This is a genomic window from Paraburkholderia nemoris, assembly GCF_905221015.1.
In the GTDB taxonomy this organism is placed as follows: domain Bacteria; phylum Pseudomonadota; class Gammaproteobacteria; order Burkholderiales; family Burkholderiaceae; genus Paraburkholderia; species Paraburkholderia nemoris.
Genome location: NZ_CAJNBO010000067.1, coordinates 1 through 11,518, shown reverse-complemented (window position 1 = coordinate 11,518; position 11,518 = coordinate 1). Strand labels below are relative to the sequence as shown.

10 protein-coding genes are annotated in these 11,518 nt (G+C 61.5%); all 10 read right to left on the bottom strand.

Annotated elements, in window-relative coordinates; genetic code table 11:
* The coding region (locus tag KHO33_RS41125) for a FadR/GntR family transcriptional regulator (protein WP_211629309.1) at positions 1 to 545 on the bottom strand (545 nt) is incomplete at its 3' end.
* A gap of 217 nt (positions 546 to 762) precedes the next feature.
* Positions 763 to 1,119 (bottom strand): outer membrane protein assembly factor BamC, encoded by a 357-nt coding sequence (gene bamC, locus KHO33_RS42510; RefSeq protein WP_407946225.1) that lies wholly within the window; start codon positions 1,117 to 1,119, stop codon positions 763 to 765.
* Between the two features lie 509 nt (positions 1,120 to 1,628).
* A complete protein-coding gene (locus KHO33_RS41115; RefSeq protein ID WP_407946226.1) occupies positions 1,629 to 2,966 on the bottom strand; it encodes a sigma-54 dependent transcriptional regulator in 1,338 nt (445 codons plus the stop codon).
* A 153-nt stretch (positions 2,967 to 3,119) separates the two neighbouring features.
* A complete protein-coding gene (locus tag KHO33_RS41110) occupies positions 3,120 to 4,538 on the bottom strand; it encodes a hypothetical protein (RefSeq protein ID WP_200568403.1) in 1,419 nt (472 codons plus the stop codon).
* 149 nt (positions 4,539 to 4,687) lie between these two features.
* Positions 4,688 to 5,488, bottom strand: coding sequence for a peptidase C39 (locus KHO33_RS41105; RefSeq protein WP_200568393.1), 801 nt, complete (start codon positions 5,486 to 5,488; stop codon positions 4,688 to 4,690).
* A gap of 6 nt (positions 5,489 to 5,494) precedes the next feature.
* Positions 5,495 to 6,184 (bottom strand): C39 family peptidase, encoded by a 690-nt coding sequence (locus tag KHO33_RS41100; RefSeq protein WP_234480946.1) that lies wholly within the window; start codon positions 6,182 to 6,184, stop codon positions 5,495 to 5,497.
* Positions 6,185 to 6,275: 91 nt separating this feature from the next.
* On the bottom strand, positions 6,276 to 7,649 hold the full coding sequence (locus tag KHO33_RS41095) for a hypothetical protein (protein WP_200568391.1): 1,374 nt from the start codon (positions 7,647 to 7,649) through the stop codon (positions 6,276 to 6,278).
* Between the two features lie 30 nt (positions 7,650 to 7,679).
* Positions 7,680 to 8,330, bottom strand: a complete 651-nt coding sequence (locus KHO33_RS41090) for a hypothetical protein (RefSeq protein ID WP_234480945.1) — start codon at positions 8,328 to 8,330, stop codon at positions 7,680 to 7,682.
* On the bottom strand, positions 8,327 to 8,830 hold the full coding sequence (locus tag KHO33_RS41085) for a hypothetical protein (RefSeq protein WP_234480944.1): 504 nt from the start codon (positions 8,828 to 8,830) through the stop codon (positions 8,327 to 8,329). Before KHO33_RS41085 ends, KHO33_RS41090 begins: the two co-directional genes overlap by 4 nt.
* Positions 8,831 to 8,879: 49 nt before the next feature.
* Positions 8,880 to 9,383, bottom strand: coding sequence for a hypothetical protein (locus KHO33_RS41080; protein ID WP_200568390.1), 504 nt, complete (start codon positions 9,381 to 9,383; stop codon positions 8,880 to 8,882).
* Positions 9,384 to 11,518: the final 2,135 nt, after the last annotated feature.

The window sequence follows — 11,518 nt, the reverse complement described above, 5'->3', positions numbered from 1 at the left end:
ACAAGATTGAGTATCGGCAGCGTGCCGCCGATGATGGTCGCCATCTGCTGGAAAAACTGGTTGCCGCTTGCCGCGACAATCCGCATGCGCAGCAGTTCACCAGCGGCCTGATAGCCGGGCTCGCCTGGGCAGGTCGCACGAAACACGTCAAACGCTTCACCAATGGCCGCGATCTCTGCGGGATCGCCACGGGCCGCGGCCAGTGCTGCGGCCCGTGGCTCAATCAGGAGGCGCAACTCAATGACATCGCGCAGAAAGGTTGAATCGGGTTTCCCGCGAAACCGCCAGTTCACCACGTCCTCATCGATCATCCGCCAATGATGCGCCGGCAGGACGTGCGTACCGACCTGCCGGCGCACATCGAGCATGTTGCGCGTGCGCAGCACCGAGAGCGCTTCGCGTATCACGGTGCGACTCACGTCGAATTCCCTGCACAACTCATCCTGCCGAGGCAATCCGGCACTGTATCTGCCTTCGACAATTCCCGTCACGAGTGCCTCCAGCACCTGGTTGACCCGTGAACGATCCTTCTGCTCCTGTTCCATGACGCGCCCCTCGTTGCGGTGTTTTACGCCAGCTTCGCCTGTCGATCGTGTGCCCTCATGCATCGTCCTGCGCTGCCCGACACGAGCCGCTCAGTGGAATGCCATTCGTGCGCTACACCATGTGACAGGGCAGGCCCTGGTTCGAACCAGAATCATCGATTTACACCACGGCTCGCAGCTGTTTCTCACTACGAAGATTCTCACGGCCTCCCACTGCTCAGTGAAACTGGTCTGCCAGCAGTGCGATGATCTGCAGTGCAGGGCGCGATGTATCGATATCGCCATGCTCGTCGACGACGGCAACACGCGTCTGATCCGACGTCGTCGGGCGCACACCAATGCGATACTGCTTTGCAGCCTTTTCTTTTCTGCCATGGAATATCTGGCTCCAGAAACCCTGTTGCGCCGAACTGAGATCCGTCGGGTCGACGTAGCGGATGAGATAGACGCCCCGCGAGCGATCCCGATCCTCAATCGTGAAGTTGCCGCGCTCCAGCGCGAGCCCCACCTGAATCCACGCACGGCCATATCCCTCACCGAGCGTCAGCTCCGGCACTGGATGCGGCGAACCCACATCGCGGTTGCCTGGAGTCGGCGGCCTTCGAGGCGCGAGTGAAAGATCCTGCGCGACGGCGGCCGATGTCCCGGGCGGAATAGCAAGGGGGGCGGCCTTCGTTTTCGAATCGCTCCTGTACCCGTATTGGGAAGATGGGACTGAACCGCAACCAGCGGCCAGAGCGCCGACCAGTAGCAGTGCTGTCAAGCTGCATGGAAAGTGAAGATGTGCCATGTCCACAGACTCCTTCCACTACACCACGAGACGCTCTTGTCATGACGATATTCACGAATCAGCCTGCTACCTGTTCTACCGGGTTCGCGACGATTCGCTGCCGTGTAAACCAATGCTCCCCCTCTTTCGCTCAGCTGTGGTCCACTCCCAATGCACTCGCGCCTGAGCCTCACCGGGTCCTCCTGAATTCGATTCCTGCAGAACGCCTTGCGGACTCCTGAATGCAGACAGTTGTGCAAGAAGTACCACGGCAGCCCTTCGCGCTGTCGACACGGCTCGCAGTGCAGCCACCACTACCGCAGATCGTGGGCACACATCATCCTGTAAAGCGTGACCCTCGATATGCCAAGGGCCGTTGCGGTTTCGTTCAGCCGGTGACCGTGGCGCAACAGGGCTGCTTCGATGGCGTGCTTTTCGGCAGTCTCGCGGATTTGCGAGAGTCTCACCGTCTGTCGCGCGGTGAAGCTCGCAAGGTCGAGATCTTCCGCGGAAATCAGCCTGTTTTCCGCCATCACGATCGCGCGGCGCACGCGGTTGATCAGCTCGCGTACATTGCCGGGCCAGTCGTAGTTGTACATCGCCTCGATCGCCGACGACGCAAAACCATGCACCTTGCGGGCATTATCGGTCTTGAACTTGTACAGGATGTGATGGGCGAGAATTTCGATGTCCTTGCCACGCGCACGCAGCGGCGGTTCGTCAACGCGCAGCACGCACAGGCGATGGAACAGGTCGGCGCGAAACCGTCCTTCGCGTATCGCGTGTTCGAGATCGACATGGGTGGCCGAGATGATCCGAGCGTCGACGGGAATCGATTCATGTCCGCCAAGGTGCTCGATCTTACCCTCCTGGAGAAAGCGCAGCAGGCTCGCCTGGCTTTCCAGTGGCAGGTCACCGATTTCATCAAGCAACAGCGTGCCGCCATTCGCCGCCTCGATCCGGCCAATCTTGCGCTGGTTCGCGCCGGTGAAGGCGCCACGCTCGTAGCCGAACAGTTCAGACTGCAGCAGATGAGGTGGAATCGCGCCACAGTTAATGGCCACGAATGGCGCCTTGCAACGCAGTGAGCGCTCGTGTATTGCAATCGCCGTCAGCTCCTTGCCGGTGCCCGACTCGCCGGAGATGAAAACGCTGGCGTCGGTATTCGCGACCTTTCGGATCATGCGAAAGAGTTGCTGCATCGCCTCGCACGTTCCGACCATTTCGTCATCGCCGGCGTGCGTGACGACAAACTCGAAATCGGGTTCACACAACGTCGCCATGCCGAACGCGTGACCTGCAACGGAATCGATCGATTCGTTGGACACGGGTATCTTGACGTAGTCGAAGCAGTAATTGCGGATCAGGCGGCGCACTTGCGGATCCGTGAGGCGCGCCGATGTAGCGAGCGCGATCCAGCCGATCTGCGGCTGACGCAGGCTCGCCTCCAGGCCTGCGAGGTCACGCACCGGAAAGCTCGCCAGATCGACGATGCCCGCACACGCGTCGTCGGGTTTAGGCAACCCCGCCACTTCACGCACCGAGCGCGCGATCGAGATGTGCCAGCCCCGACTCTGCAGATGAGCGCTCAGTGCTTCATCCGGTGTCCGTGTGACGTAGAACAGCGTTCGCCCGGTCCGCAAATCCGCAATCCCGGTTGCCTCGGGCGATCCGTGAGGGTGCGCTTTGGGGCACCCCGCAGGGGCTTCCTGCGAGCAGGCAACAGACAGATGCGAGCCCGGGTGTGGTGTAACACTGGTCTGAAAGTAAGATTCGCGCACGATGAACCTCATGTCGTTAGCACATCAGAACGTGTAGGGAAAGCGCACGCCGACCACGAAGTTTGGCGCGTCGGGCGTCAAGCCGACGGAAACCGAGCCGTTGATCGTCAGATGCTTGTTCACCACGTGATTCAACCCGAAGGTCAGTGCGGCAGCAGTGGTTTCGCTGCCCGGCACCTTTGAATACGAGCCGCCCGGCGCCTTGGTCTGCGACTCCGGTTCGAGCGCCATCGTATAGGAAATGCTGGCCGAATCCTTGTCGGAGAAGGCCAGTGCGACGCCGCCGCCGAACTGGACGATGTCGCCGAGCCTGACGGTCGCCGGTTCGGTCTGGCCCACCACGGACGAGATGTCCGCGAACGAACGGGCAATGTTGTAGGTGTAAGAGAAGCTGCCGAACAGCACGACCGGATCGTATGTCTTCAGCAGCGACAGGCCCGCCGTGATGTTCCAGAAACCGGTGCCGGTGGGCAGTTTGGTCGGCGCTACCAGGTTGGTGTTGCCGGCGTCGACCTGCTGGACCTTGATGCCGAACGGCGACGAGCCAGTGGGGGACTTGACGCGCAGGCTGCCCACCACATCCGGCAGGCTGCTGGTTTCCTTCAGGAACTGATAGTAGATCCCGAAATTGACGTCGCCGATATCGCTCGAATTCGCCGAGGCATCCGACAGCGTATTAGCCGAGCCGCCTGCGCCGCCGATGATGAAGTTACTCTTGCGGTAGATATACGGCACGTCGACGTCGACGCTGATCCGGTCCGTCAGACCGTAGCGCGTATCGAGGTCCGCCATCACCTGGTGCGATTTGGTTTCGCCCAGGTTGATGTTGCCGAGGAAGATCGCGTCGAGCGCGAGGAAACCAGACAATTGCAGCTGGCGGCGGTCGTAGTAGGTATCGCTGATACCCCAGTCGAGAGTCAACTTGTGGTCGAACAGCGGCGCGTGTTCGCGTTGCGCGACAGCTTCTTCGGCTTGCGTGCGCACCGGTTGCGCGGCTTTCTGCGTCTGGCCGACGGTGCCGGTGCCGTCGGTCGCAGGCGGCAGGCCGCCCGTGGCGCCGCTGCTCGTGCCGCCCCCCTCCGGTGCAGGCGGTGTGACCGGCACGCCGGTCGCGGTGCCATTGCCGGCGCCCGGCGCGGGCGCGCCGGGGTTCACCTGGGCCAATGGCGGCAGGGGTACCGGCAGGCCGTCCGCGCCCGGTTGCTCTGCGACCGTGCCGTTACTGGCGGGCGCGCCATAGCCCGGTGCGCCACGGCCGCGCTGCGACATCTCGAGCTCGGTGACCTGGCGCTCCAGCGAATGTATCTGCCTCTGCTGCTCGTCGACCACGCGCATCAGCGTGTTCAGACGCTCTTCAAGCGATTGATCGGCGAGCGCCTGCGCGCTGGCTCCCTGCGAGAGTGCGAACAGCATGACGGCGGCCGGAATAGCCGCCAACGCCATGCGCGGCGCCCTGGTCCTTGAACGTGTGATCATTTTTTGTTCCCCCGGTAATACGGCAGCGCGTCGCCGGTCTCCTGATGCATCGCGCTGTCGCATCTGTACTTCGTCTCCTGCTCCTGCTACTCCATGTCGACGGGTGGCGGCCCGCGTTATCTCCTCACGCTGTTTTGCAGCGCCTGCAGGACGCCCATCTGGCGGAGCATCGCGGCCGACATCGGTTGCGTGAGCAGATGCAGCTGCAACTGGTTGGCGACCTGCTGGTTATTGCCTGCGATCTGCAGGAGCTGGGCGATCATGCCCGCCTGCTGCGCGTTGCCCGGCGCGATGGTTTGCGTGGCAATGCCCGCGGGCGTTTGCAGCGAAACCGAGATTCCGCCGTTGCCGAACGCGACGCCGGCTTTCACGGAGCCGGACGGGTTGCTGGCGAGGGCCGACGTGGCGTTGTTATAGGAACCGTCGGACAGGCTGCTTGCTGTTGCGTTGAAGTCGATGACAGTCTGGTTGGCGCCGAGGTTGCCGTTGCCTGCCACCTGGGTGACCTGGGACACCCCGTTGACGTTTACGTTCTGGCCACCTGTCGCACTGGCGTTGTGATTGGCGCCGCTGCCCGCGTTGCTGCCCGGGCCGATCACCGCCGCGGACGAACTGACCTGGGCACTGACCTGGTTGAGCGTGTTGGTCACGATGGCGAGCGCACCCGTCGCCACGGCGGTCGTGCCATTCGGCATCTGCCATTGCGACAGCAGGGTGATGACGACGCCCGAAATGATGTCCCCAGCAATACCTTTGCCGGTCTGGTTGGCGAGGATGGCGTCGTCGACGGGTTGCAGCTTGAGAGCTGCGACGTCTTCAAACACAGTCGACGGCAGCTCGGCAGCCTGCGCGACTGATGCAAGGCCGCACGTTGTGAAACACAACGCACAGCCAATGGCGATTAAGTTTCGGTCCATGGTGGGTCAGAACAGCTCTGCCTTGATCAAACCGTATTCAACAAAGGGAGTCGCGGCCGTACCGTTTTCCAGCGCACGTTCACGCAGCTTGAGCGCGAGCGACTCGTTACCTTGCAAGAGCGGTGAATCCTCCATAAATGGCTTGCCGACGACCGCGAACACGAGGCCGTTCCATTTCCTGACGAAATCGTCTTCCATGACGATGCGGTTGCCGAGCGCTGGGTCGGCAATGAAGATGCGGGCGTTTTCCGCGTGCTTGACGATCACGAAGTGTTCGTAACCGTCGGTGTTGATCAGCACGAGAACGGGAATCTGCAGGTGATAGAGCGCCTCGACCGTGACACGAAAACCGCGCCCGCGCAGGCCGATCGTCTCGACGAACTTCTTCATGTCAAGCATCGAGAAGCCGTTTTTCACCACCACTTCCGGTGTCGAGAACACCATCATGCGGCGGATCATTTCGGGTTCAGGAATGTCGATGCCGTAGCCATATTTCAGCAGTGTGGCGAGTGCGGCGGAGCCGCAACTGTAATCGAAACGCTGGGCGACGATGTGGTCATAGCGCAGATCGCGGATCGAATGCACGTTCATGCTGAACGGCACGCCTGCTGCGGCATACATGTTGAGCGAGCTCTGCGCGAGACCCACCTGTGACAGCAGAAGTCCGGCCCCGAGCGCCACCCATGACGCACGCATTCCCCTGCTCGTTGCGAACATAGCGGTCCCCTCAAACGGTGAAAACCGGTCAGCGCGAAGGCTGACCGGCGTTCTCCTGCAATGAAGCTTTCTAGTGCGACACGCTCGCTACTGCGAGGCCATTGTGCTGGAGGTTGCCTACACCCGATGCGATGTTCACCCCGATGTTGCCGGTCGCCCCTGCAAGCGCGCCCGCACCAAGCGTGGCCGAGCCGGTGAAGACGCCACCCACGACGGCGTCAGCAGTCTGGCAGTTCTGGTCACTGGCGATGACTTCGCCACCATCGCGCCTGCTGTCGCGGTCCCTGCTGTCCGTCGTCGCCGATACCGCCAGGCTGTTGTTTTGCACGTTGCCAAGACCCGACGCCACGTTCACGCCGATGTTGCCGGTTGCACCGGCCAGCACGCCGGAGCCGACCGAGGCGAGGAAGTTGAAGTCCCCCACCTTGCCCTTGCCGGTCGACGATTGCGTCGAGTAGATCTGCGCATTGCCGAACACGGGACCGACATCCATGTTCGCCAGAGCGGCGTCATTGGACTGCGCATTATCGACACCCGTGGCCATGTTGACACCGATGTTGCCTTGCGCGCCTGCCAGTGCGCCGGCGCCGATCGACGCGGTCATGTCCGTTGGCTTTTCGGTATTGATGTGCTGGGTGATGGTACCCTCGACCGAGACGTGGCCTGAATTTTCCTCGAAGTTATGGCTCCAGCCATACGCGTGGGCGCTCGCCGAGAAGTCGGAATCGGTGTGGTAGCCGCTGCCACTCTCCGAGCTCGTGTGCATGCTCTGCCCGCCCGCCGCGAAGCCTCCATAAGCGAGGTTGTACCCTGCGGAATTTTCATGGAAGCCGCCACCGAAGTTTTCCGATTCATGCGTGTTCAGTGCGCCGGCGAAGCCTGATGCGAAGCCACCGAAGATGACGCCGCCGCCGCCGCCGAGACCGGCGATGAATCCCGCAGCCAGATACCCGTTCGCCGAGGCGTGGGTGTTCTCGTAGTGGTAGCCGCCATACGACGCGCCAAAGCCCTGTGCGAAGCCGCCACCGGCAACGAAGCCTGCGCTCCTCGACCAGCTGGACGACGACGTGTTGGTGTGACCGTAGGAGTAGCTATCGTTGGAATACGACGCGTGCACATTAAAGCCGCTACCGCCGCCGCTTTCGTTATCCCACGCATGCGTCGTATCGATGGTCGTGGTCACCGTGCCGGAGACGTAGCTCTGCGGTGGCGTTTTCATGTCGACGCCACCGATGTCCGCGTTCTGGGTGTTGTTGATCGTGGCGCCGGAGCTGCTCGACACGTGCACCCCGCCGTGCAGCGTAATGAATCCGAATTCATCGATATCGGTAAAGATGTTGGTGGCGGTAAACAGCTCGGCCCGGTCGCAGCCGACGCATTCGGCGTAGGCCGACCCTGTTACCATCGTGGAAAGGACAGCCGCTGCAATGAGAGTGCGTTTCATGATGACGCTCCGATTAGAGAGTGTGGCTCGTTAGAAAAAAGTGCCCGCCGGGGGACGGAGCACAAAACTGTTCGAACTGATGTTGCCTGTACCGGCTGTCTGGTTGATCTGGACGATCCCACTGACATTCCTGAGCGCGTCCTGACTGATGAACGCCTCACGACTGTCGTGGCTGTCGCCGGATCTGCCCAGGCCGCCTCCCCTTGCGGTCGTAGCGGATAACACGCCATCCGCTACGACCACCGCTTCAACCGGCGCAGAGCCGACAAGCGCACTGTTCCGCTGAAGATTCCCCACACCGGCCGACTGATTCACTTCGATAAGGCCAGAGGTGTTTGAAAAAGCATTGCTGCCGATCGCGGCTTTCGCGCTCGTCGTCCTCGCATCCGTTACCGAGCTTTGCGCGCCCGCGATCAGGTTGATGGCCACCGGGCCGCTCGTGAACACACCCTGATTCGCCTGCGCGTTGTCGAGGCCCGAGGTCTCGTTGATGGCGACGATGCCCATGGCGCCCAGCACCGCGCCGCTGCCGATCAACGATTGCGCATCCACCTGTGCGGGCAGCGTCTGGCCATGGGCCGCGAAGCTCGCGAGGCCGAGGAATGCCCATACCTTCAGGGGCCAGCGCGGCCGCTTGCGTGACGGAAGGCGCTTCGCTGCGGGTTCGCGTGACAGTTTCATTTCATCGCTCCTAGTACCGCGCCAAGCGGTGCAAGTGCGCCGGTAACCGACTGGGCGATCGAGCCGCCAATTCCGCCGACGCCGCCCATCGAGGCGCCGCTCCCAACCGGCACGTTGCTGCCGGCGTTGCCCGCGAGCAGGTGTTCGACCCCGCCGACACCATTCGCCCCAACCAGCGAAGGCATCATGCCGCCGCCACTCACGCCAGACGAACCGTGAGCACCGTTCAGGTCGAGATCGCTCGCCATCGAGCCCATTGCTCCGTTGAAGGCAGCGGCCGGGAAGGTCGTGGCTTTGACCGCCACCGGATCCTGGCTGCGCGGCACGGGCACGAAGGCGTCGCGCGGCGTGATCTGGCGCTCGATGATCAGGTCACCCGGATTCGTCGCCTCCTGTGCAGTAGCGCTCATCGCGGCACCGGCTGCAAGGATGCCGAGGAGCGTACACAGCAGCGTTGCAGCAGGGCGGCGGCTGGGTGGCATCAGGGTTGTGGGGCTCATGTCGATTCCTTGCTCGGATGATCGGTCAGGGCAGCTAGCGCGCGTCGTTTCACTGCTTTCTCTGGTAGGTCGTGACGTTGCCCTGGGCCGAATGCGCCACGTCGACAGGAACCGGCAGTGGCGACGGCGGGGCGATTTCGTCCCACAGCGTCACGCTGTTGCCGTTGCCGCGCATCAGTTGCGGCGTCGTGGCGACCATCAACATGCCGCCGAAGCCACCCCGTTGCTGCGACAGCACTTTGTCGTCGAGCACCAGATCGGTCGTCGCGGCGGCGTCGGCGGGAATGCTCAGCGCTTCGCCGGCGAGGCTGCTGTCTGCACGCGTGTCCACTGGTTGTGCTGCGTTGTCGGCCACCGGCGCCGAGGTTGCCGCCGCTGCGGGCGTCACGCTCGCGAGGGTGGCAGACCCGGTGTCGACGGAACTGGCGGAAACGGGCTCCTGGGCGTTGGCGCCTGAAGGCAATGCAATCAGGACCAGTGTCACGGCAAGTGCCGCGCACCGCGCAGCGCAAGGCAGGACGTTGTGCAAGTCGATGTGAAAAGAGATTCGCATGATGTGCCTCCTGGGTAACAGACATCTAGCGAAACGTGTGCCACGGCGCGCAATCGTTTGCTGGGCACGGGCGCAATGAAACTGTATGGCGTGCGCAATGGCGGAAAAATGCTAAAACGTATCGAGGTTGAACAACTCACACCAGAAATCCCCGAATAGGAATGACAAGCAACGTGGAAAGACACCGTGAATATCTCCCAAAAGACATCCCGATTAAAGATGCGTAAACCTTTCAATACGCCCGCAAGCCTTATTCAAGGCGGAAGCCGCCATTTTTTTGATCGCAATCCACCGTGAATTCGACGATCGGGCGAAACGTTTCACTCTTGCACAGGGATGGATAACCCATCGCCGGCCTCTTCACTCCATTCAATGACTTAGTAGTACTATATATTGTAACATTTAGACACAATTTGCATTGCAATTGAAAGGAACAACGTGAGGCCATTTGCGCATCGCCCCATTGCATGAGTACGCGATGATGAGCGAAACGTGAGCCTCGCAAGAAATGTCACGACCATCGGGGAGCGTGGTTTCATGTTCCGCCAGACCTCAGTCTGACAACTGCGAGGTGCATCGTCGTGCGGCTCCGACAGGCCGGATCCGTGCGCTGCCATCACGGTACACGCAACCCTCCCTGCTACTTTTTATCGCCCGTTACAGGATCGAAACGTTTCACAGAGCGCCCGGACACGGCCCCCGATGCTGTCATAAACTTCAATCCGGCGCGGCTTCACGCGAACAAAAAGGTGCATGCCACCTCGCCCCGGAAAATGACAGGTCACATGACGCGCTATAGATCCTGGACCATACGCGCACAGCCGCATCGGGACCCGCTCGCGTTTCATACGCGCTACACGCGTCTGTACAAAATTTCTGCCGGGCATCCCCGACCGGAGCGTTGATTCCATGGGCCGCAAGCCCGATCACGGCCGCTGCATTTTTCTCCGGCGTTTCATTGCTGAAGCATCGTGTCGGAATTCAGGATGAGTGAAGCAGGCATGTGAACCGCTATCAAAATTGCCACTGCCAATTCGCGCGACATAGGCCCGGAATTCAATGATCCGGCCCACCATCAAGCGTAAAAAAATCGACTGATAAGTCGCATCTCAACTGAAAAATGGACGGCCGTGCGGTATCAGATTTTCCGACCCGCATGCCAATTTTCTGCGGAATTGTGAGTTGGCGTTGCAGTGTCGAAACGTTTGGACGCGTTCTGGATCGTGCAACGCAATGCGTTTCATAAGCGCGCCATAGCCAGCACCGGTCTGGAGGGACTGGCACGCATATCGCTGCGTGTGAACCGGGCATCCGCGAGTACAAAGCGGGCCTGGTTACTGGACGCCCGACTGCTGCAGACACGGCAGTCACCCGCGCCCGGTATGAATCAGACAGTTCGTATCTGCCACAACGCACGAAATGCACGACCACATCTGCTACGTCGATCTGACATCAACCGGCGCCCGACCAGTGAGAGGGAGGTTCATCCGGTCGGCAATTCAGCCTTGTACGGGCCCGGACACCTGATGCGGAGTGCCCTTCCTCCCATCACACCGAATGCACAGTGTGATGGGGAATGAAGGCTGACAAGGCATTGCCGTTTGACAGGGAGAGTAAAAATGAACAGTAAAACATTAAATAAGCACTACTACACGTTGTCGCGGTGTGCCTCGACTCTGGCTGCTGCCAGCCTGATCATGCTGACGACGAACACCGCGCTGGCGGCACCGGACCCGGCTACACGTGCCCAGCAAAGCGGATGCAGTGGAGACGCCGGCGCCCCGGTTGATTGTGTCAGACGGACCGACCAGCTGGCCGGCACGGGTAGCGCAGTAGCGCGGGGCAGCGCATCGGCGTCCGGCGACAGTGGCAGTGGGAGCGCTGCGAGTTCAGGAACAGGCGGGAGCGGAGGCAGTGCGGCCGCTACGTCGAGCGGTCCAGGCAACAGTACCGGTGGTGCCGCGGTGGCGACCGGCGCCAACAGCAGTTCCGGCTCCGGTAATGGCTCCACAAGCGGCAGTGGCAGGAGTGGTGGGTCTTCTGGCGGTGGGTCTTCTGGCGGTGGATCTTCTGGCGGTGGATCTTCTGGCGGTGGATCTTCTGGCGGTGGATCTTCTGGCGGTGGATCTTCTGGC

Excerpts from the sequence above, each read along its gene's own strand:
- KHO33_RS41110 (WP_200568403.1), bottom strand. The coding sequence starts at position 4,538 with ATGGCGTTGGCGGCTATTCCGGCCGCCGTCATGCTGTTCGCACTCTCG.
- KHO33_RS41105 (WP_200568393.1), bottom strand. The coding sequence starts at position 5,488 with ATGGACCGAAACTTAATCGCCATTGGCTGTGCGTTGTGTTTCACAACG.
- KHO33_RS41100 (WP_234480946.1), bottom strand. The coding sequence starts at position 6,184 with ATGCGTGCGTCATGGGTGGCGCTCGGGGCCGGACTTCTGCTGTCACAG.
- KHO33_RS41095 (WP_200568391.1), bottom strand. The coding sequence starts at position 7,649 with ATGAAACGCACTCTCATTGCAGCGGCTGTCCTTTCCACGATGGTAACA.
- KHO33_RS41090 (WP_234480945.1), bottom strand. The coding sequence starts at position 8,330 with ATGAAACTGTCACGCGAACCCGCAGCGAAGCGCCTTCCGTCACGCAAG.
- KHO33_RS41085 (WP_234480944.1), bottom strand. The coding sequence starts at position 8,830 with ATGAGCCCCACAACCCTGATGCCACCCAGCCGCCGCCCTGCTGCAACG.
- KHO33_RS41080 (WP_200568390.1), bottom strand. The coding sequence starts at position 9,383 with ATGCGAATCTCTTTTCACATCGACTTGCACAACGTCCTGCCTTGCGCT.